21 protein-coding genes are annotated in these 22,211 nt (G+C 39.1%); 10 read left to right on the top strand and 11 right to left on the bottom strand.

Translation table 11 applies throughout. The features are described 5' to 3' along the window. Window positions 1-4: 4 nt before the first annotated feature. The 4 genes from QL995_RS19825 to QL995_RS19810 all read right to left on the bottom strand — a co-directional run bounded on the left by QL995_RS19825 (window position 5) and on the right by QL995_RS19810 (window position 3,872). On the bottom strand, window positions 5-1,252 hold the full coding sequence (locus tag QL995_RS19825; RefSeq protein ID WP_290294914.1) for an efflux RND transporter periplasmic adaptor subunit: 1,248 nt from the start codon (window positions 1,250-1,252) through the stop codon (window positions 5-7). Continuing rightward, the gene (locus tag QL995_RS19820) at window positions 1,249-2,502 is read right to left on the bottom strand and encodes a TolC family protein (protein WP_290294913.1); all 1,254 of its coding nucleotides are present in this window, start codon (window positions 2,500-2,502) and stop codon (window positions 1,249-1,251) included. The genes QL995_RS19825 and QL995_RS19820 overlap by 4 nt, the downstream gene beginning before the upstream one ends. Window positions 2,503-2,652: 150 nt before the next feature. Continuing rightward, window positions 2,653-2,973: a hypothetical protein gene (locus QL995_RS19815; RefSeq protein ID WP_007378232.1), complete on the bottom strand. Its 321-nt coding sequence runs from the start codon at window positions 2,971-2,973 to the stop codon at window positions 2,653-2,655. Between the two features lie 80 nt (window positions 2,974-3,053). Continuing rightward, complete coding sequence (locus tag QL995_RS19810) at window positions 3,054-3,872, bottom strand: AraC family transcriptional regulator (protein ID WP_290294912.1); 819 nt, start codon at window positions 3,870-3,872, stop codon at window positions 3,054-3,056. A gap of 112 nt (window positions 3,873-3,984) precedes the next feature. On the opposite strand from QL995_RS19810, the gene QL995_RS19805 reads away from it, so the two are divergent. Continuing rightward, window positions 3,985-7,077 (top strand): beta-galactosidase, encoded by a 3,093-nt coding sequence (locus QL995_RS19805; protein WP_290294911.1) that lies wholly within the window; start codon window positions 3,985-3,987, stop codon window positions 7,075-7,077. 61 nt (window positions 7,078-7,138) lie between these two features. Here the strand turns inward: QL995_RS19805 and QL995_RS19800 are convergent, their stop codons facing one another. Together QL995_RS19800 and QL995_RS19795 are read right to left on the bottom strand one after the other, a co-directional pair. Beyond that, window positions 7,139-7,585 carry a DoxX family protein gene (locus QL995_RS19800; protein WP_024589737.1) on the bottom strand — a complete coding sequence of 149 codons (447 nt, stop codon included), beginning with the start codon at window positions 7,583-7,585 and terminating at the stop codon, window positions 7,139-7,141. A 216-nt stretch (window positions 7,586-7,801) separates the two neighbouring features. Further along, window positions 7,802-8,947, bottom strand: coding sequence for an iron-containing alcohol dehydrogenase (locus QL995_RS19795; protein WP_007587207.1), 1,146 nt, complete (start codon window positions 8,945-8,947; stop codon window positions 7,802-7,804). A 184-nt stretch (window positions 8,948-9,131) separates the two neighbouring features. Here QL995_RS19795 and QL995_RS19790 point away from each other — a divergent pair, with 184 nt between their 5' ends. Next, window positions 9,132-10,016 carry an AraC family transcriptional regulator gene (locus QL995_RS19790; RefSeq protein ID WP_024594102.1) on the top strand — a complete coding sequence of 295 codons (885 nt, stop codon included), beginning with the start codon at window positions 9,132-9,134 and terminating at the stop codon, window positions 10,014-10,016. 22 nt (window positions 10,017-10,038) lie between these two features. On the opposite strand, the gene QL995_RS19785 is transcribed toward QL995_RS19790, so the two are convergent. After that, window positions 10,039-10,857 carry a hypothetical protein gene (locus QL995_RS19785; RefSeq protein WP_290294909.1) on the bottom strand — a complete coding sequence of 273 codons (819 nt, stop codon included), beginning with the start codon at window positions 10,855-10,857 and terminating at the stop codon, window positions 10,039-10,041. Window positions 10,858-11,050: 193 nt separating this feature from the next. Next, window positions 11,051-11,470 (bottom strand): VOC family protein, encoded by a 420-nt coding sequence (locus QL995_RS19780; RefSeq protein ID WP_007587216.1) that lies wholly within the window; start codon window positions 11,468-11,470, stop codon window positions 11,051-11,053. A 273-nt stretch (window positions 11,471-11,743) separates the two neighbouring features. On the opposite strand from QL995_RS19780, the gene QL995_RS19775 reads away from it, so the two are divergent. The 4 genes from QL995_RS19775 to QL995_RS19760 all read left to right on the top strand — a co-directional run bounded on the left by QL995_RS19775 (window position 11,744) and on the right by QL995_RS19760 (window position 15,005). Beyond that, window positions 11,744-12,049, top strand: coding sequence for a hypothetical protein (locus QL995_RS19775; RefSeq protein WP_007587218.1), 306 nt, complete (start codon window positions 11,744-11,746; stop codon window positions 12,047-12,049). After that, window positions 12,046-12,435: a hypothetical protein gene (locus tag QL995_RS19770; protein ID WP_007587227.1), complete on the top strand. Its 390-nt coding sequence runs from the start codon at window positions 12,046-12,048 to the stop codon at window positions 12,433-12,435. The genes QL995_RS19775 and QL995_RS19770 overlap by 4 nt, the downstream gene beginning before the upstream one ends. 169 nt (window positions 12,436-12,604) lie before the next feature. Further along, the gene (locus QL995_RS19765; protein WP_024589733.1) at window positions 12,605-13,087 is read left to right on the top strand and encodes a DUF3015 domain-containing protein; all 483 of its coding nucleotides are present in this window, start codon (window positions 12,605-12,607) and stop codon (window positions 13,085-13,087) included. A gap of 79 nt (window positions 13,088-13,166) precedes the next feature. After that, a complete protein-coding gene (locus QL995_RS19760; protein ID WP_290294908.1) occupies window positions 13,167-15,005 on the top strand; it encodes a DUF4105 domain-containing protein in 1,839 nt (612 codons plus the stop codon). An 11-nt stretch (window positions 15,006-15,016) separates the two neighbouring features. Here QL995_RS19760 and QL995_RS19755 read toward each other — a convergent pair whose 3' ends face one another. Continuing rightward, window positions 15,017-15,838, bottom strand: coding sequence for a sterol desaturase family protein (locus QL995_RS19755; RefSeq protein WP_290294907.1), 822 nt, complete (start codon window positions 15,836-15,838; stop codon window positions 15,017-15,019). Next, the gene (locus QL995_RS19750; RefSeq protein ID WP_290294906.1) at window positions 15,835-16,281 is read right to left on the bottom strand and encodes an SRPBCC family protein; all 447 of its coding nucleotides are present in this window, start codon (window positions 16,279-16,281) and stop codon (window positions 15,835-15,837) included. Before QL995_RS19750 ends, QL995_RS19755 begins: the two co-directional genes overlap by 4 nt. A 97-nt stretch (window positions 16,282-16,378) precedes the next feature. Here QL995_RS19750 and QL995_RS19745 point away from each other — a divergent pair, with 97 nt between their 5' ends. From QL995_RS19745 to QL995_RS19735, 3 genes are all read left to right on the top strand, one after another. After that, on the top strand, window positions 16,379-17,392 hold the full coding sequence (locus tag QL995_RS19745) for an AraC family transcriptional regulator (protein WP_197142261.1): 1,014 nt from the start codon (window positions 16,379-16,381) through the stop codon (window positions 17,390-17,392). Window positions 17,393-17,484: 92 nt separating this feature from the next. Next, complete coding sequence (locus tag QL995_RS19740; RefSeq protein WP_290294905.1) at window positions 17,485-18,258, top strand: transporter substrate-binding domain-containing protein; 774 nt, start codon at window positions 17,485-17,487, stop codon at window positions 18,256-18,258. A 356-nt stretch (window positions 18,259-18,614) separates the two neighbouring features. Then, window positions 18,615-19,712, top strand: a complete 1,098-nt coding sequence (locus QL995_RS19735; RefSeq protein WP_290294904.1) for a polysaccharide lyase family 7 protein — start codon at window positions 18,615-18,617, stop codon at window positions 19,710-19,712. Here QL995_RS19735 and QL995_RS19730 read toward each other — a convergent pair whose 3' ends face one another. Next, on the bottom strand, window positions 19,713-20,114 hold the full coding sequence (locus QL995_RS19730; RefSeq protein WP_024589726.1) for an NUDIX hydrolase: 402 nt from the start codon (window positions 20,112-20,114) through the stop codon (window positions 19,713-19,715). A gap of 186 nt (window positions 20,115-20,300) precedes the next feature. Here QL995_RS19730 and QL995_RS19725 point away from each other — a divergent pair, with 186 nt between their 5' ends. Beyond that, on the top strand, window positions 20,301-22,184 hold the full coding sequence (locus QL995_RS19725) for a propionyl-CoA synthetase (protein ID WP_290294903.1): 1,884 nt from the start codon (window positions 20,301-20,303) through the stop codon (window positions 22,182-22,184). Window positions 22,185-22,211 lie beyond the last annotated feature (27 nt).

Here is a 22,211-nt window from a genome sequence, read left to right as displayed (position 1 = left end):
CCTCCTAGTGAGCGTGGCTTGCGCCGCTTTTTAAAATATCAGCTTTAATGACATAACTATTGTCTGTTACGTATTCGCTACCTGCGTTTAAGCCTGTAAGTACTTCTACCCACTCGCTATTTTTTGCACCTAAGGTAACGGGACGCACTTCAAATACATTATTTTTACGAACAAACACACTGGGTTGACCGTTAAATTCTTGAATTGCTTGTGGCTTAACACGCACGCTGGCATTTATTTTAGCCACACTTACATCGCTATTTATATGCATGCCTGGGCGCCAATGCCCGTCTGGGTTATTAAGTTCTATACGGGCACGCGCTATGTGCCCGCCAGTCATCATTGGGGCTATAAAAAACACTTTGCCTTGCGTATTTAAATGGTGATGCAAGTCGTACACTTTAGCGCTTTGACCAATGGCTAGTTTTTCAATATTTTCAGGAAAAGCAGATAACTCAACCCATACTTTATCAAGGTTAACTACCTGCATCAGTGCGCTGGTGCTTGCAAGCTCGCCACGCTTTAAGTATTGCTCGGTTACAACGCCGCTAATAGGGCTTTTAATAGGGTAGTTTTGCAGTGTTTCACGGTTGGTTACATTGGCAAGTACTTCGCCTTTTTTAACGTTTTGACCAATGCTTACAAAAATATCACTGATCAATCCGGCATACGGCGCCATTACTTCTACCGTGCCGTGCTGCGTTGGGGCAATAACGCCAAAAAGCGTATCGGTAATATCCACTTCACCACTTTGCGCTATCTCGGTTTTAATGCCTGCGCGCTCAATAGCTCGCTCTGTTAACGTGGTACGGCCTTCGTGTTGGTCGTATTCATAGCTAATGCTCTCGCCTTTATAATTAGCAGTAACGGTAAGTGCAAACGAATGCGGTTCGTTAATTGATTGCGTGCTAACAAGGTAGTCGCCCTCAGCTGCAAACTGTATATTTTGCGACCCTTCAACTAAGCGCTTTAAACTCATTGTTATGTTTAAGTCGTTTATATTAATCGATTTATTTTTCTTATAGCCGTATACACGTAGCTCAACATTACCTGCAAATTCTTGCAATTTAAGCTCAAGGGTTAATTTAGGGTCAGTTAATAAAAAGCCGCCGTGTGGACCCTGCTTTTGCTCGTGTTGTTCTGTTTCTTTATGACCTGACTCGCCATGCTCAGCAGAGGCAAATACATCTGTGCTTACAAAGCTGCTGGCAAACGAAAGTGATACTAGTAATGCGATTATATTTTTATTCATGATTGATGAGTCTCAATTAAAGATTGGCCTGTTAAACGCTCAAGAGTAAGTAGCACTTGGTACAGCTCTGCGTGAGTTGTAATAAGTGTGCGTTTAGAATCAAAAAGTGCTTGTTGAGCATCAAGCAATTGCAACACCGAAATTTGTCCGCGTTGATAACTTTTTAAGCTTTGTTCGATCAATGTTTGTGCCTGAGGAATAATTTGATCAGATAATAGCTTTGCCTGATTAGCTCGACCTTGATAATAAGCGTACAAAGTACGTACTTGCTGGCGTAGCTGGATGCGCAATTGCCCTTGCTGCTCATTTAAAAGCATGAGTTGACTATTTGCAGCTGCAATATTTCCGCTATTTGAATTACTTAATTGCAGTGGCATAGAAAACGAAAACACTAATGAGCTGGAGTCGCTTTGTTGGTTATAGCGCACGCCTCCCCCTACATTAATATCGCTTTGTCCGTTTGCTTTTTGCAGTGTTAAATTAGCTGTTTGCTGTAAATATTGCTGTTGTAATAATGCAAATTCAGGGGCTTGGTTAACCGCATCTAAAAGTGCTTGCGCTGATTTAAGCGCAGTAATTACATTAATATTGCCAGCAAAAGTATCGTAGGGTTGCTCCTCACTCCACAGCTCGTTAAGCGATAAACTTGCTCGCTCAAATTCACTATTAAGCATGGCTTTATTAAGCTCTACTTGGCTAAGTGCATAACGCATGCGCGTTACATCAGCTTGCGACGCAGCACCCGCATTGGCTCTTTGTTCAATCGCTTTAAGCGCTTGGATAACGACCTGTTTACGCTCGTTGTTTAAACTTAATAATGTTTGAAATTTAAGCCCTTGGTAGTATCGCTCAGCAGTGGTTGCTAATAAGGCTAAACGGGTATTTTGATACTGTATTGCTTGAGCTTTAATATTGGCGGTTGCGTAATTAATACGGCTTTGGCGCTTATCGCCCAGCTCTATTAGTTGGCTAAGCCCGAGTGTTATTTCAGCGCCTTGAATGCCACGCGCCTTGTTTGTACCCAGTAAGTTTTCAGCTTCAACATTCAATACAGGATTAGGAGAAAGAGCAGCTTGAGATTTAAGCGCACTCAATATTTTTTGATGATAAGGGTAGCGTTTTAATACCGGGTTTTGTTGTTCGGTATTACTCAGCGCTTGCTTAAGGGTTAATGTTTTAACATTCGCCAAAGTACTAAAAGCAGGTAGCGCGCACATTAGCGCCACCAGCATAATTGGTTTTTTATTCATATAGCGTGTCCGTTTTTTAACAAACAGAGTTAACTTAATCACTACGCCTATTTTAAAAACAAGCGCGATCAAGCAACCTAAATATGTAAATAACTAGCCTAATAGCGCACAAGCGCAGGCAGTTTTTTACAAAGTATTTAAAATTAAAAACTAACTAAGTGAATTGGGTGGCGGTACATCTGGCGGGTAATTTAACCCGTTATAGCACGCAGGCGAAGTTGCTTTACTTTGCTCTGGGCTTATTGAGTGGCTAGAAGTGCTGTTGTAGCCACAATGGCAATGTTGGTGGGCATGAATTTCGGTAGTTGATGTTTTATCGCTTTGGTTATCATCGGCTGTGGAGTCGCCTTGCGATAACGAACTGGTTACGTGATCAACGTCTTCTTGCAAATGATACGCAGCACCATCACAGCTAATAAAGCTGTGTACAAGCACTAATAATATCACTATTAAAAAACGGTTTGAGCGCATTACCTACCTAAAACTCTAAAATGCAATTTAAGAAATCGCACAATACCTTAAATTTATTCAAATGTAGAGAGCCGCTAACGTTATTTTCTAAATTCGCTTGGCGACACACCTACCGACTTCTTAAAACGTTTGGAAAAATTAAAAATATTAGAGTACCCCACATAACTTGCCACATGCGAAATTGGCCAAGCCGTGTTTAACAATAAGTTTTTAGCTCGCTCAATGCGTAAATAAATAAGTTGTTGTATTGGGCTTTTACCAAATTGCGCTTGGCATAAACGATGTAAATGCGGCGATGAGTAATGCACATTTTCGCACATTGCCTCTATTGTCCAATCAAACTGCAAGCGCTTGTCTACCTCTTCAAACAAACTAATTAAACGGTTATGCGCCGCACCCTGTGAGTTATTTTGCAGCGTAGCATTTAAGTAATGACTTAAAATAGGCGTTACGCTTTCGCGTAAATTAGCATTGGGCTCGCTGTATAAAAGCTCCATAGCAAGGTGTAACGGTTCAAGTTTTTGCTCGGTTAGTACCAGTGCTTGCGCTAAGTTTAAATGCTGCCAACGTTTAGTATTTGCAAGGTTTAACCAAATAACATCCCAATGTTCAGCATCAATTTTCACTTCAAAGCTTTGCTTTGCTGGTAGCACAATAAGTGTATTGGCATTAAGTGTGTACTGCTCATTTTGTGTTGTTAATTTACCCTGCCCTGCAAGCGTATAAAAAAGTGTATGTTCTAGCGGTGCTGAGCGTGCTACGCAATAACGACCCGATAGGTTTGAGCAACCCGCAAGTGCTATTTCAAGGTTTGGTATTTGCGCGAGCGTTTGTGAATCAATAAAGCGTTCTATACAACGCGGACCAATATCGAGTATGTCTTTAATGTTATAACGCATAATTACAATGATAGTTTTGGACAAATAAAGGAGAGCTTTAAGCATAACCCCTGCGATTATTTTTAGCTATATTTAGCGCATTATAATTGCCCGCTTATGCAATAGGATAAACATGACCTCTTTACAGCACATAATTAATCGCCGAGATTGGGAAAACCCAATTTCAGTACAAGTTAATCAAGTAAAAGCGCACAGCCCACTCAATGGATTTAAAAGCATTGACCATGCCCGTACTAACACGCAATCGCAAAAACAAAGTTTAAACGGTCAGTGGGACTTTAAATTATTTGATAAACCCGAAGCGGTTGATGAATCGTTGCTAAGTGAAACACTAAACAGCAACTGGCAAAGTATTACAGTGCCTTCTAACTGGCAATTACACGGCTTTGATAAACCTATTTACTGTAATGTTAAGTACCCATTTGCAGTTAACCCGCCTTTTGTACCAAGCGACAACCCTACAGGCTGTTACCGCACTGAATTTAATATAAGCGAAAGTCAGCTAACTCAGCGTAATCATATTATTTTTGAAGGCGTTAACTCGGCGTTTCACCTGTGGTGTAACGGACAGTGGGTGGGTTATTCACAAGATAGCCGTTTACCGAGCGAGTTTGATTTAAGCGAGCTGTTAGTGGCAGGTACTAACCGTATTGCGGTTATGGTTATTCGCTGGAGCGATGGCAGTTACCTAGAAGATCAGGACATGTGGTGGCTAAGTGGTATTTTTCGCGATGTTAACTTACTTACAAAACCACAAAACCAAATACGTGATGTGTTTATAACCCCCAATTTAGACGCTTGCTATCGCGATGCAACGCTACATATAAAAACGGCGATTAATGCGCCAAATAACTATCAAATAGCAATGCAAGTTTTTGATGGCGAACAGGCGCTATGTGAGCCACAAATTCAAAGTACTAACAATAAACGTGTTGATGAAAAAGGTGGCTGGAGCGATGTTGTATTTCAAACAATTGATATACAAAGCCCTAAAAAATGGACCGCCGAAACCCCATACTTATACCGCTGCGTTGTGAGTCTGCTTGATGATCAAGGCAATACCATCGATGTTGAAGCCTACGACATTGGCTTTAGAAAAGTAGAAATGCTTAACGGGCAACTGTGTGTAAACGGCAAGCCGCTACTTATTCGCGGTGTTAACCGCCACGAACACCACCCAGAAAACGGCCATACAGTTACTACCGCCGATATGATTGAAGATATTAAGCTGATGAAGCAAAATAACTTTAACGCCGTGCGTACTGCTCACTACCCTAACCACCCTCGTTTTTACGAACTATGTGACGAGCTAGGTTTATACGTAGTTGATGAAGCAAATATAGAAACCCATGGCATGTTTCCTATGGGGCGTTTAGCTAGCGATCCGCAGTGGGCTGGTGCATTTATGTCGCGTTATACACAAATGGTTGAGCGCGATAAAAACCACACCTCAATTATTATTTGGTCTCTAGGAAACGAATGCGGACACGGTGCAAATCATGATGCTATGTACGGCTGGTCAAAAAGCTTTGACCCCTCTCGCCCAGTGCAATACGAAGGCGGCGGCGCAAATACAACGGCTACCGACATTATTTGTCCAATGTACGCCCGTGTAGATACCGATATTAAAGACGATGCGGTACCTAAATACTCTATTAAAAAATGGTTGAGCCTACCGGGTGAAACTCGCCCACTTATTTTATGTGAATACGCCCATGCAATGGGTAACAGCCTAGGTAGCTTTGACGATTACTGGCAAGCATTTAGAGAGTACCCACGCCTGCAAGGCGGCTTTATTTGGGATTGGGTAGATCAAGGTTTATCTAAAACAGACGAAAACGGCAAGCATTATTGGGCTTACGGCGGCGACTTTGGTGATGAACTGAATGACCGTCAATTTTGTATAAACGGGTTATTGTTCCCAGACCGTACGCCGCACCCTAGCCTGTTTGAAGCTAAGTACAGCCAGCAACATTTACAATTTACATTGCGTGAGCAAATTAAAAACCAATACACCATTGATGTATTTAGCGATTACGTATTTAGACATACCGATAACGAAAAGCTTATTTGGCAGTTAATGCAAAATGGCATCTGTGTTGAGCAAGGCGAGCATGTACTTAATATTGCTCCGCAAAGTACGCACACGTTAACTATTAAAACTAAAACAGCATTTGAGCAAGGTGCGCAATATTACCTTAATTTAGATGTGGCATTAGTTAACGACTCACACTTTGCAAACGCTAATCACGTTATGGATTCAGAGCAGTTTAAGCTTATAAATAGTAACAATTTAAGCAGTAAGTTATTTGTATCATCATCTGAGCAAAACGCTATAAGTGTTAGTGTTAGCGAAACCGACTCTCAACTAAGTATTGAAAACGATAAATTTAAACTGATTTTTAATCAACAATCAGGGCTTATAGAGCAGTGGTTACAAAACGATACTCAGGTTATTAGTAGCCCACTGGTTGATAACTTTTATCGTGCCCCACTTGATAACGACATTGGTGTAAGCGAAGTAGACAATCTAGACCCCAATGCATGGGAGGCTCGTTGGTTGCGTGCAGGTATAGGGCAATGGCAGCGCACATGCAGCTCAATTCACGCAGTGCAATCAAGCGTTGATGTACGTATTACTTGTGTATTTAATTACGAATTTAATGGCGTGCTACAGGCTCAAACACAGTGGCTATATACACTAAATAATACCGGCAATATTAGCTTAAATATTGACGTGCACTTAAACGATACTCTGCCACCAATGCCGCGTATAGGGCTAAGCACAACACTTAACAAGCAAAGCGATACAAAAGTAAACTGGCTGGGTTTAGGGCCTTTTGAAAACTACCCAGATCGCAAAGCCGCCGCACGTTTAGGTTATTACAGTTTGTGCTTAAATGAGCTACATACACCGTATATATTCCCAACTGATAATGGCCTGCGTAGCGATTGCCAATTGCTGAGTATTAATAACTTAACCGTGACTGGCGCGTTTTTGTTTGCAGCCAGCGAGTATTCGCAAAGTACGCTAACGCAAGCAAAACACACTAACGAACTAATTGCTGATGATTGCGTACATGTACACATTGATCATCAACATATGGGTGTAGGTGGCGATGATTCATGGAGCCCAAGTACTCATAAAGAGTATTTACTTGAGCAAAAGCAGTACAGTTATTCTTTAACTTTTTCAGCTAAATAATTTAGTAGTTAACCTACAAAAACAGCGGCCAAATTGGCCGCTATTCTTCAATTAATAAACTCTATTTTTTAGCTAGCTTTTTAACTAATACGTTATCAAGCGAAAAGCTTCCCGCTCCTTGAATTGCTAAAACCACAGTTACTACAAGTAACGTTAATGCGTATTCATAGCCATTGTTTGCCATAAATAAGCCATTACTAATATGTACGCTAAAAATAGCAATCATCATAGTAAAGCCGGCAACTACAGCAGCTGGGCGAGTTAACAAACCAATTGCTAATGCAATGCCACCAAAAAACTCAGCGCTACCTGCCATCATTGCTAACCAATAGCCAGGCTCTAAACCAATACTCGCCATCCATTGACCTGTACCTTCAAGCCCGTAACCGCCAAACCAAGCAAATAGTTTTTGTGCACCATGCGCCGCTAAAATAAGGCCAACTGGTACTCGTAAAATTAATGCTGCTACGCCTGCTTTTGAGCTAAGTAATGTGTTTAGTAATTTCATGAGTTTAGTCCTGTTTTAATTTATTTAATCGTTAGATTTTTCCTAACCGTTGAGCACAGTTTACTATCATCATTCAAAAACATTAATACGGAATTTATTGGTTAATTAGCAACGCAGTATTTATAATAAACCATAAAAAAACCGCCAACCTAAAGGTTGACGGTTTTTTATTAACGTATTACTTAGTATATTTAAGTAAGCGCTTAGCTTTGAAAATTAAGCAACTGCTTGCTCTAAAATTTCGCGGCTTTCTTTAAGCGTAATAGCTTGGTTTTCACCAAGTGCTAGCATGCCGTGTGCTTCAAGTTTGCCAATAATATTGTCAATAGCAGCGGCTTTATCATCGCCATGTTCAGTAAGCTGGGTCGCTACGTCAAGGCTGTGGTAAAACGCTTCGATTGCTAAAATTGTTTTCTCAGCTAAATCGTCAGATTGCTCAAGACCAAATACGTTTTTACCCATTTGCTCTAGTTTTGCTTTTTTAACTGCAAATTGGTTGCGTAGTAAAGAAGGCTGAACAATAGCAAGTGAACGAGCATGATCAACGCCGTAAGCAGCTGTAAGCTCGTGGCCAATCATGTGTGTTGCCCAATCTTGCGATACACCAGAACCAATTAAACCATTAAGTGCTTGGTTAGCTGCCCACATAAGGTTTGCACGCCATGCGTCGTCTTGGTTTTCAAAGTTATCGCCCAGTGTTTTAAGCGTTCTTAAAAGTGCCTCTGCGTAACCTTCTTGAACCAATGCTGTTTCAGGGAATGTTAGGTACTGCTCACAGGTATGTACCCATGCATCTACTAATCCATTCACAAGTTGGCGCTGTGGTAATGTTTTCATTACATCAGGGTCCATAATCGCAAATTTAGGAAGTACTTCTGGTGATGCAAACGGTAGTTTTTGCTTTGTTGCTTCTTTGCTCACAACTGAGTTTTGGTTAGACTCTGAACCCGTTGCAGGCAATGTTAATATTGCACCAATTGGTAATGCGCTAGTAATAGTGTGCTTACCAGTAGGAATATCCCAACCTTCTCCATCATAAACTGCAGATGCTGCAATGTATTTAACGCCGTCGATTACTGAACCGCCGCCTACACCTAGTACAAAGTCGATACCTTGTTCTTTACAAATTTTTACTGCTTGGTCTAGTACTTCTATAGTTGGGTTAGCGCCTACACCCGAAAATTCAACCCAGTCAAAGCCTTCAAGTGCTGCTGCAACTTGGTCGTACACGCCGTTCTTTTTAATTGAACCGCCGCCGTACACTACAAGTACTTTTTGATCCTTTGCGATCAAATCAGTTAGTGAGGCAATTTGTTCTTGGCCGAACTGGATAAGTGTTGGGTTTACGTAGCTAAATTTCATTATTTTGCTCCTAGGTGACGGTTAAATACTAAATATAATGCTTAGTTACTAACTAAGCTAAACTTCAATGAGTGCATATTAGTGGCAAAATAAACATAAAAAAAGCCCAATAACTCGCAAAAGCTTGCCTAAAACTGTCAAGATTGATATTTTACGCAAAATTCGTACGATAGTAGAAGTTTTAATGTCCTCAATAGCCAACATGATGCAAAAATTTGCAGAGCACAATAATTTACTTAACTTTGAAGGCAACATGGAAACCATTATTCCAGGTGTGTATTTTCATCGTGCAAGTAAAAGCTCGCCGCGCCAGCCACTTATATATAACTCAGGTATTATTATTGTTGGGCAAGGACATAAGATAATTCATTTCCCTGATCATCAAATAAAATATGGTGAAGGCGACTACCTTGTTTTAGGTGTACCAGTGCCACTTGAATGCGAAGCTTTTACCGATAACAACCAGCCTGTTATGGGTATTGTTATAGATATAAACCCGGTAATGTTACATAAATTAGTAAACCAAATTGGTACACATAAGCCATTCACCACTGGGCAAATGAGTGGCGTTCAATCGGCTAAAATAGATGGCGCAATGGAGCAAGTAACCCACCGTTTACTTAGCGTGCTTAATAACCCCATTGAGGCTGACGTTTTTGGCGAAGATATAGTAAAAGAATTGGTATATCGTGTACTTTGTGGTCCACAAGGACATACTTTAATAGGGCTTGCTATGCATGATGGGCATTATGCGCGTATCGCCCGTACGCTCTCAACTATGCACAGTAGTTATGCCAATCAAATTACAGTTGAGGGGTTGGCTGAAGATGTAAACATGAGCGTATCGTCGTTTCATCGTGCTTTTAGGCAAGTAACATTTGAGTCACCTTTGCAGTATTTAAAAAAAGTACGCTTAGCTAAAGCTAAAGAGCTTATAACCAGTAGTGGAAGCAAAGCCAACGAAGCTGCATTAAAGGTTGGCTATACCAGCCCATCGCAATTTAGCCGCGAATTTAAACGCCACTTTAATAAAACCCCCAGTGAAATGTTAATTCAACTACATAACTAGGTAATGGCTTTAGAGATGTAAATTAACCGAGCGAGTCAATTTTAAGCACTGCTTTTTTGGTGTTTAGCATAGCTTGCTTAGTCAATTGGCGATTAATAAGTTGGCTAAAAATAATAGTAAATAATGTTGAGCAAATGGCAGCTGTTGCGTACACCTGCCAAATCATAAAGTTATGTTTTAACATAAACGCAATCACCGCAAAAAATACACACCCACCTAATGAACCAATAATACCGCCATTAAGAATTTTAAACGTTGAGGCTTGTTTGTCACTAAAATGGGCAACACTGCCCATTACCGCTAAAATAATCGGAAAGGTAGATATTAACCCGCTCCATGCAGACCCTATATGCTGCGATATAAACGTAACAAGCACGATAAAGCTCGTCACTAATATCATTTTTACCGGAAGCTCCCAGCGAGCATTTAATGGTTTTGCATCAACTGATATATTTAGCTTTGTAGAGATAATAGTTAAACCGAGTAAAATACAAAGTGAAACCACACTCGCCACAATAATATTCACTGGTAAAAATAAAGTAATAACGCTAAATACGCACCAAATACTCAACGCTGTAAAAAGCGATTTAAGCATTCCAAATCTTCGTGATACAACCAAGTAACTAAAACAAAATAAGCCTATACCGCTCATACCATAAAGAGAGGCCACCGCTGAGTTAGCTGCAAATAATTTACCTTGCTCTAATGCTATAAAATAAGAAATAGGCCCAGAGGTAATAGGCAAGCCAGGAATTATGCCGCTAACAAAACTACCAAAGCGTTTTTGGGCGAATGTTATTAGTAAAATAAGCAAAGGTGCAATTATGAGTTTAAGCAGCATAAATAACAATAAAGTATGAGAATTGAAATTAAGTCTACGTGTCTATACCTACATTGTAGAGTGAATAAAAATCATGTATGTAGCGTAATTTTTTTTACCTGTAAATATTAACTAATTTATCAAAACACTGATTAATAGTTATAAAAAAACCACTTATTAAAGTGGTTTTTTAGCTTAACTTAAACAACAGCATTTATACTTTTTTAAATAAAACCTCTGGGTTTACCATGGTTTTCATTTCAAGCACATTGCCATTTGGATCTTCAATAAAAAACGTTTCTTGCTCAAACTCATCACCAATAAATCGGCGGTATGGTTTATCTAAGTATTCAATACCCGCATCTTCAATACGTATTTTTAACCCGTTAAATTCATCTTCAGATAAGTGAATCCCAAAGTGAGGTACTGCCACAGCTCCCATATCTACATCATGGCGAACTGTTGGTAAGCGCTCAACACTCTGGTGCAAGGTAAGTTCATTACCCCAAAAATCTATATCTACCCAGCGACCTTCTTCACTGTTACCCGTTTTACAGCCTAGTACGTCACAATAAAACGCTTTAGCCACTTTTAAATCGCCAGCCGGAATAGCCAGATGTAAACAGTTAGACATAAATAACCCTTGGTTAACACTTTAATACATTAAATTATCGCCATTATACATAACTTGTGATTTATAGAACATTAACAGCGGCACTATTAAGCATATTTAATACCTAAAAGCCGTTTAAAAAACACGCTTTTAAAGTTTGTAATTACTTATAACATTTATTTGTTAGAGAGTATTAGAAAGCGCAAAAGGATTAGTTTAAAATGCGCCGCTATGATTAAATTCTTATTTTTAAAATTCATCACTTTCTTTTTAGGCTTTGTAGCTTGCTTTGCTATGCACACTACTTTTGCATTACCTTTAGTGATTTCTGCTGCGCTAACGGGGCTTATTGGCTCGTTTATTCCTTTTCCTGCACATTATAAAAACCATCCGTATGCTGCAATTTATGCTGGTAGCTTTGCAGGCATGTGTTCAACTCATTTAATTACCAGTTACTGGGAAATTGCTATTATTTCGCTTATTGGCTCAAGTTTGTATGTGCTTACTATGAATATGTTTACAGGTTTTGGTGGCAAGCTTGGCAGCGTAGCTTTTGCAAGCGTAGCACTTTTTGTATTAGCCAAAGGAATTGTATTATGAGTATTGAATATCCATTACTTGTACTGCTTGGGGCTTTTTTAACATTTTATTTAGCTAAGCATAGTCGCTTTGACGGGGTTAGAGCGTCGTCTTCACTTTCTATTATTGCTTATTTAATTTTTAGCGCTTTAAATTTGAACCCCGATTTATACGCAATTGTATTTTTTGGCGGCACATTCATAGGTATGAGCGCCCCACATCGATTTGGTATTTATACTGTAGCAAGCTCATCTATTTTGTTTTCAATCTTATTTGAATTCCTTGTACCAAAACTTGACGGCTATGGCGGTGCATTGGGTATTAGTGCATTTTTATCTGTATGTATTTGCCATACTTGCATTTTATTAGGTGCCCCAAGAAGTAAAAAACCGCCACCAGTTCAATAAAAAGTGGAAACTAGGCTGATTTTTATCCTGACATTAACTTTAATATATTTAAAAATTAGAGTGTAAAATATTCATGTTTTAGCCTGTTCCTTTTTTCTGCAAGTCTGTTAGAATCTTCCGCGAACTTTATTTACCCTAAATAAAGACAATCATATATGGATTTATGAAAATGAAAAAACTAATCGCAGTAGCAGCTCTATCTTTACTTCCTTTCTCAAACGCAATGGCTGACCAAGATATTGGTTGTGGTCTTGGTTCTATGTTATTTGCTGGTCAGCAAGGTAAAGGCGTTAAAATTTTAGGCGCTACAACAAATGGTACATCTGGTAACCAAACTTTTGGTATCACTTTTGGTACTCTTGGTTGTGATGGTACTGGTACAGTAACTTCTTCAGAAAAAATCGCTTTATTCATTGACGGTAACATGGAGCAACTTGCTCGTGATATGTCAAAAGGTGAAGGCGAAACTTTAGCTACTCTAGCTGAAGCTTGGGGTGTTGCAGATCAAGATAAAGCAGCGTTCAATAAGCTTGCTCAAGCACAGTTTTCTTCAGTATTTACTTCTGAAAACGTAACTTCACAAACAGTTTTAGAAAACCTAAACACTGTTCTTGCAAGTAACGCACAACTTGCTTCTTATACTCTTTCTTAATCAGCTAAATTAGCCGGTTTTATACGTATAAATAAAGCCGCTGGAGTATTTCTCTAGCGGCTTTTGTAATTTAGTGATTATGAAAAAAATATTATTTGGTTTACTGCTCGCTCTTTTTAGTACTTACTCAAACGCTCAAAGTATTGAAACAAATACATTAGCAACACACCCTTACTGGCTTAAATTAGGTCACTACCGCTTGGCCACATTAGGTGATTGGAAAAGTGAAGTAGACAGTGCTGAGTTTTTTTTATCTCCTGTAGGTAAAACAAGCCCATATGACGAACTTAAAGCCACTATAGCTGCATTTAGTGGTAAAAATACTGACCCAAAAACAACACAATATCGTTGTCAGTTTCCTGCACGTTATAAATGGCTAAAAACAAAAATTAAAAATAACTGGCCCGAACTTAATTGCCCAGAACTACAGGCGTGGCAAAAAATAATAAACCCTAAAGGGGTTACGTTAGTTTTTCCAACTGCATTTATGAATAGCCCATCATCAATGTTTGGCCACACTTTACTTCGTATTGATGCAAAAGATCAGACTCGCCATAAAGAGTTGCTCGCATTCGCAGTTAATTTTGCAGCAGAGCCAGACGGCTCAGATAACGCAGCTATGTATGCACTAAAAGGCTTGATTGGCAGCTACCCAGGTAAGTTTTCGCTTATGCCGTACTATAAAAAAGTACGCGAATATAATGACTTAGAATCTCGTGATATTTGGGAATACAAACTTAATTTATCAGAGCTACAGGTAGAGCTTATTTTATTGCACTTGTGGGAGCTACAATTAGCTACATTCGATTACTTTTTTATTGATGAAAACTGCTCTTACCAATTACTTGCATTATTACAACTTGCACAAGAGGACCTTGATTTAACATCGTCATTTAATATGCAAGCTATTCCATCAGATACCGTTGCAGTACTAAGAAATAACAACTTATTACAAACACCTAATTACCGCCCTGCTTTTGGTACTAAGCTATACCATTACTCTACTCAAATGACTGACGAACAACTTGATGATGCAAGAGAGTTAATGCAAGGTGGCTCCCTCAATACTCGTAATTACTCACAGTCGCAATTAGTCGCTATATTAGAAATGGCGTATGAATGGTTAAATTTTGAATTTTACGATAAAGCGTTAAATCGTGAAGAAATTGCTCCGCGACTAACTAAGCTACTCCTAATGCGCAGCAAATATAATGTAGCTTCGCCATTTACTAAGCCAAGCCGCCCTATTGCTTCCCCAGAGCAAGGTCATGGTTCTTCTAAAGTATCGCTAGGTAGGGTACAAAATAATAACCAAGCAAACCTTACAAATTTTGGCTATAGGCTTGCGTATCATGACTTACTAGATAGGCCAGAAGGTTTTATAGCGGGTGCACAAATTAGTTTTTTTGATTTGGAAGCCGCTATTACTGACGAAGGAAATGCAGATATTGAACATTTTTACTTATTAGATGCTATGTCGCTTGCACCCGATAACCGCGTATTTGATAGCTGGTCGTGGAACTTTAAAATGGGCTTTGACCGACAACCAAGTGACAATGAACGTTTAGGCCGCTTTTTTACAAAAGGAGGTTATGGTAAATCTTATGGCGATCCTAATAATCTACACGGCTATATTCTTGGTCAATTTGAGCTAAATACAGGCGATATAACCGACCGACTTAGTACTGGAATAGGCAGCGAAGCCGGTGTAATTTGGCAAATAAACAATAACCATAAACTCGCTTTAACTGGCAATGTATTATGGCTAACTGATAACGCAGCAAGTAAGCATAGCGAAATAGCTATAACATGGAATTACGCTGTTTCTCGCAATGTATCGCTGCGCAGCAAAGTACAGCATGCTCAATGGCATAGCCATAATTCATCAATGAGTTTAGCTATGCAGTTTTACTTTTAACTTTTTCAATATTATTTATATTTAATGCTACTTGTAGGGTAGCCAAATAGCACTCTACATTTAGCTTTTATTCCCGATGCCTTATAAACACTTTTCAATAAGTGCTCCCACTGATGAAACGTAATAACGACTGGGTTATTGCTATTAAGCTGCCCTATAATGCCGTATTTACAAGGCTTTGATTTATCTTCTTCTACAAAGGTGCCAAATAACTTATCCCAAATAATAAGTACACCTGCAAAGTTTTTATCAAGGTAACCTGCATTTATTGCGTGATGAACTCGGTGATGCGAAGGCGTATTAAATACTTTTTCAAACCAGCCTAACTTACCCACTATTTGAGTATGTACAAAAAATTGATACGCCAAATTTAATGCAACCACGCTAAATACTGTAAGCGGTTCAAATCCAATTAAAATCATAGGTAGCCAAAACACCCACATACCGGCTACGGGGTACATTAAGCTTTGCCTAAATGCGGTGGTGAAATTCATTTTAGTTGAGCTATGGTGCACCACATGTGCAGCCCACAACCAATGAATATGATGCGATGCTTTATGAAACCAATAATACAAAAAATCTTGCAGTAAAAATGCAAATGCAATACTTAATACACTCACTTCAATATCAAACAATCTATAGTCATACAACCAATTAAATAAAGGCATTAACAGCAGTAACGCAATAGCATCTGCGCCTTGGTGTAATAGCGCTAACGCTGTATTTGCTAGGCTATCTTTTATGTCGTAATAGCGCTTAAACTTAATAAACTCACAGCAAACAAATATCAAAAATAACGGGCTAAGAGCGAGCAAAATAATTTCTGAGTTCATACTTTACCCGCCAAAAAGTAATTATTTAAATTGTTTAACGCTTGGGTTATATCTTTTGTAATAACATATTTAAGTAATGCATTTGGCATCCACCATGGAGCTGAGCAGCTTATGCAATAGTTAAGTTCGGTAACTAAAGTATTGATGTCTTTATTTGCACTGAGGTATATATCGCCTCGATGATTAGCTACTGGTTTATCGCCTACTATTTGGTAACTGATCTGATTTTGATCGGCACTGATTATTTGCTCTGAAAAAGTTATTTTACCTATTTTCACTTGCCTAACAGATCCTTTTCCGCCTTCTATATGCCCTTCGTCTTGTGCTTGTAGCAGCGTAAATTTGGCATTAAAAAATCGATGCAACTGTTGATGATCCAATAGTGTGCTTATTATTTGTTTTGGCTGTGCATTAAGCGTTTGTTTTATTGTTATAAGTATCATTTTTACAGCAAGAGGTTATTAGGCATTCAACTAGCATATAAAAATTTAACGTGGCAAACTTGCTAATACACGACTATTTTTTAGCTTTAGATGACAAATGCACACATTGGCTGATCATTACTTTTCAAGTATTCTTGATTACTTACAAGCGCAAGGCATTAGTACTAAAACGGCTTTGCACGCTATTAGCTTTGACGAATTTAGTAATCAGCGTACCCATCAATTAGCGCCGCGTATTAGTTTAAATAGTTACAATGCCTTATTAGTTTATGGCAAAAAAACACTTAACGATCCTCTTTTTGGTTTTACCCTAGGTCAGCAAATTCGCACTGCTGACTACGGCGTTTTAGGTTACTTAATTGAATCAAGCGATAACTTAAGCAGTGCCATTAAAGCATTGTTAAGCTACGACAGCTTGGTGGCTGATATTGGTAAAGCCAAGTTTGAACTAAATACTGATACAGCAACTATTCGTTGGATTGCTCACCAAAGTTGTAATGAGCATGTTGTTTTACGAAACATGACCGCGTGGGTAAGTGTAATTCGCCAGTTAATAAATTTAACGCTTTCGCCAAGTAGTATTAGTTTTACTTATAATTGGTTGCCATCGCAAAGGCGCGCCCTTGAATCATGGTTTAAATGCCCTGTAAAAAGCAGTGCTGAATATAATCAAATTAGCTTTCCGAGCCATTATTTAACGCTGCCCTTTAAAACCGATAACGCCATTATTAATTCTACTTTTAAGCAATTGTCAGAGCAGCAACTCTCTAACTTTAAAAGCCAGCAGTGTATTGACGATAAAGTTAATCAGTTACTTACAGCTAAAACTACCTTGCAAAACTGCAACCTAATAGGCATAGCTGATGCGCTTAATTTAACACCCCGAACGCTACAACGACGCTTAAAACAACAAGACTTAACCTTTGCTCAGCTACTTGAAAAAGAACGTAAAAAACGTGCAGATACATTAATAGCCAGCATGCCACTTGCTGATTTATCTAATATTTTAGGATTTAAAGATCAAAGCTCTTTTAATCGAGCTTTTTTACGCTGGCATAAATGCTCGCCATTACAATTTATAAAATACAAAACAGCAAGTACAGCCAAGTAAATGCAAATTATTTACGTTATATAAACATAATATATATATGTTTTAGTTAATACTCTCTACACTAGGTGTATTATTGCTTTAAAAGATTTTTTGTGTTTTTGCGTGTTTTATTAAGTGCTTTTGTATTTATTTTATATAGCCCCCTGTGTAACGCCGATTCGGTTACTTTTATAGCTGAAGACCTTCCTCCTTATCACTTTAAAAATCAGCAAGGTGAAGTAAGCGGCGCTTTAGTCGACATTGCCAAAGCAGTTGTGAAGCAAACAAACTTAACCGCTAATTTTGAAATAATGCCTATGGCCCGCGTTTTTAAGGAGCATAAAACAAATACCAACGCCATAATGTTGTCTTTGTTAAAAACCCCAGAGCGGATTAATAAATATACATGGTTAGGCGAAGTGTATTTTGCAGATGCTTATTTAATTAGCTTAAAAAGCCATGTAGATGAAGTTGTTCACTTAAATTTTGCTAAAGAGTATAAAGTAGCAACCATTCGTGGCTACCTGAGCGAAGCCTACTTAAAGCAAAAAGGCTTTACCGAAAATAACAATTTAATACTGGTCAGTTACTATAATCAACTTTGGCAAATGCTTTATAAAAACCGGATCGACTTTGTAGTAACTAATACACTTACACTTAATAACGAGCTAAAAAGCCTAGGACTCGATCCTAGCCTAATAACAAAACGAATTCATTTAAGCGATCTTCCCTCCTCACTTAATTTTGCAGCAAGTAATCAACTTAATCCTAAAACAGCTAAAGCACTCTCTGACGCATTAAGTAGTATTAAAGAAAATGGTGAATACCATGCCATTTTAAACAAGTGGCAACTTATATTACCAAACACGACTAACTTGCAGCACTAACCATAGTTAAAGCCCAACATTAGTTATTGGCAGTGGTTATTTAGTTATTTGCTAAACGCGGCAAAGCAAACTACAAAATTAAAAATCTCCTCACCCCCAAAATAGACTACACCTTAGCGCCAAAATCCACGTTAAACATCACTAAATGAATAGCCAAGCACATAAAAAACACATACCGCAAACACTTCCATAAAAGCCGTTAAAAAACACCTAAACCAAATTGGTATAACAAAAGATCATTTAAAAAATATTTAATTTTACTAATTGGTAAGTTTTAATTGTTAAATTGGTATGCTAGATTGAGATTAAGCGATGCCTGTACCGCACAATTTTTACTTCATCACACAGAGACAATAATGATAAAAAATACATCCACATTTAAACTTACGGCTTTAGCCGTTATCACCCCTTTACTTTTTACCGCTTGTTCAAGTACCCAAAGCACTAATCAGCAAAGCGATGCGCCGGTACCTGCAACAAAGTTTGATTTATCTCACTGGAAAATAAATGTACCAGTGGATTTAAACAACGACGGTAAAATTGACACTATTGACGTTGAAGAAATTCAAACCTACTCGCATCCTGATTTTTTCTATCTTGATGATAAAGGCTACATGGTATTTACCTCTCCTAATAAAGCGCTTACAAGTGCTAACTCTACTAATACCCGTAGTGAACTTAGACAAATGATCCGTGGATCAAATACTAAAATTAAAACTAAACACTCTAAAAACAACTTTGCTTTAGCTGTTCACCCGCTATCTGACCGATTTGGCTCTGTTGGTGGAAAAATGGAAGCAACGTTAAAAGTAGATCATGTTGCACTACGTGCTACCGACCCTGATAAAAAAGCAGCTTACTCGGTTGTTGTAGGACAAATTCACGCGGGTAAAGATCAGGCACTTATTGATACCAAGCTTGGTTATGGCTGGGGCAATGAGCCACTTAAAATATATTACAAAAAATGGCCAGGACATAAAACAGGCTCAGTTTTTTGGAACTACGAACGTAACTTAGCTAAAACGAATCCTGACCGTACAGACATTACTTACCCTGTTTGGGGTAATACATGGGAAAACCCTAACGAGCCAGGCGGTGCAGGTATTGCACTAGGTGAAGAATTTAGCTACACGGTAAATGTGTATAAAAATGTTATGCACCTTACATTTAGCGCACAAGGCAAAGAAGACGTTAACTACTCTATTAACTTAGGTAATAACGTAGATGCTTATGGCAAAGTGGACGAAAAAGACCATCCACATGGCTACGCTGCAGATTGGCATTACTTTAAAGCCGGCGCTTATAACCAATGTAGTACTAAAAGCGCGAAAGGTATTTGGTACCCAGGTTGTTTAGGTACTGGCGATTGGTCTACAGATAAACAAAATGGCGATTACGCTCAAGTAAGCTTTAGTAAACTAGAGTTAAGCCCAGCGACACCGCCAACAAAATAACTAGGCTAGTACAGCCTCAGATAAGTAATTTTTTAGTGATGTAAACAGTGGCGTTGGTAGATTATTAATATCGCACCAGCGCCACTTTAAACATTTATTAGGCTCTTTAAGCTCAGGCTCTCCACCTTCAAAATCAGCTTTTACATACAGCGTAATATAGTGCTTGTTCTCTGCTGTAAAAATATCATTGGTAAAATCAAGCTTAGTAATTTTACTTACCTTTAAACCTGTTTCTTCAAACACTTCTCGTATTGCACATTGCTCAACACTTTCACCAAACTCTAAATGCCCACCAGGTGTTGCCCATGTATTAGCACCATGCGCGCCAATACGCTCACCTAGTAAAATTGTGTTTTGATGCTTTATGATAACCGCAACCCCTACTCTTACTACGTTACTCATATCGTGTTTTCTCTTGTTTTTACTGCCCGCCATGCTGAACCACACGCTTTGTATTGTCAATTTGGTATTTTTAAAACCAGTGTATTGATTAACTTTTAGCCGACCAAGGTCGAATAGCTTGCTTGCTAAAAAAAGCCTACATTTTGTAAGGTCTCTCACACACAAATTTAGCTTTAGGAGCCTTACATGTCAGGCGAATATAAACAGCAATATAATGCCTTTAAACAAAACCCAGCCCAATTTTGGCTCGAACAAAGTAAGAATATTCCATGGTATAAAATCCCCACAAAAGCATACACACAAGACGACGACGGGCTTTACCATTGGTTTAGTGACGGGCAATTAAACACCAGTTTTTTAGCTCTAGACCAGCACGTTATTGCCGGGTTTGGCGAGCAAACTGCACTGATTTACGACTCTCCAGTCACTAATACAAAGCAAACTTATAGCTACTCACAACTACAACAAGAAGTTGCTAAATTTGCAGGCGTAATACAATCGTTAGGTGTTACAAAAGGCGATCGCGTTGTTATTTATATGCCAATGATCCCACAGGCGGTTATTGGTATGTTGGCATGCGCTCGCCTTGGTGCTATTCATTCGGTGGTATTTGGTGGGTTTGCTGCACACGAATTGGCTGTACGCATTGATGATGCCAAGCCCAAACTTATACTTAGCGCCTCATGCGGTGTTGAAGTAAACAGCGTTATTGAATACAAACCACTTATTGATAACGCAATAGACTTAGCTACTCACAAAGTAGAACACTGCGTTATTTATCAGCGTCCACAAGTAACCGCCACTCTTAAGCCTAAACGAGACATAGATTGGACTCAGGCAATGCAAACGGCTGCAAGCGCAGATCCGGTGCCTGTAAATGGTAGCGATCCGCTTTATATTTTATATACCTCAGGCACGACAGGCACACCCAAAGGCGTAGTGCGCGAAAATGGTGGTCACGCAGTGGCAATGCAATACAGCATGGAAACCGTTTATGGTATGAAGCCCGGCGACGTATTTTGGGCAGCGTCTGACATTGGCTGGGTAGTTGGGCACTCTTATATAGTTTACGCGCCGCTAATGTATCGCTGCGCGACCGTATTATATGAAGGTAAACCGGTTAAAACGCCCGATGCCAGTGCATTTTGGCGCGTGGTTGAAGAATATAAAGTAAATGCATTATTTAGTGCCCCAACTGCATTTAGAGCGATTAAAAAAGAAGACCCAAATGCCGATGGTTTTAATCAATACGATACCTCTAGCTTAAAACGTTTGTTTTTAGCAGGCGAGCGGTTAGATCCTCCCACTTACGAGTGGCTTAAAGAAAAAACCAAACTGCCAGTGCTCGATCATTGGTGGCAAACCGAAACCGGCTGGGCTATTGCTTGTAACCCTGTAGGGCTTGAGTACTTAGCAACAAAACCTGGTAGTTCTACCGTCCCTACTCCAGGTTTTGACGTGCGAATATTAGATATGGATGGCAATGAATGCGCAGCTAACGAGCAAGGCGCCGTGGTAATTAAACTGCCACTTCCACCAGGTTGCCTACCAACAATTTGGCAAGATACCTCGCGTTTTAAAGCAAGCTACCTAAATGAATACGAGGGTTATTATTTATCTGGCGATGGTGGTTATATTGATGAAGATGGCTACCTATTTATTATGGGCAGAACTGACGACGTTATAAATGTAGCAGGACATAGGCTTTCTACCGGCGAAATGGAAGAGATAGTAGCCGCGCACCCTGCTGTTGCTGAATGCGCTGTTTTTGGCGTGAACGATCCCCTAAAAGGGCAACTCCCTATGGGAATGATCGTGCTTAAAAATGATTTTATGGGCTCAAGTACCGACGTAGAACAAGCGCTTGTTTTAAGTGTTCGTAATCAGATTGGCGCTATTGCGTGCCTTAAAAATATAGTTAGCGTAGATAGGTTGCCCAAAACACGCTCGGGTAAAATACTGCGTAAAAATTTACGTCAACTAGTTGATGGCGAAGAGCTACAAATACCTTCAACCATAGATGATGCCAGTATCTTTGAAGAAATAAACCAACAACTAACACAAAGATAAACCCAACCAACCTATCTAAAGCCATTT

The sequence above is a fragment of the Pseudoalteromonas sp. APC 3358 genome, assembly GCF_030408075.1.
Classification (GTDB): Bacteria; Pseudomonadota; Gammaproteobacteria; order Enterobacterales; family Alteromonadaceae; genus Pseudoalteromonas; species Pseudoalteromonas arctica.
This window is presented reverse-complemented; position numbering and strand designations above follow the sequence as displayed.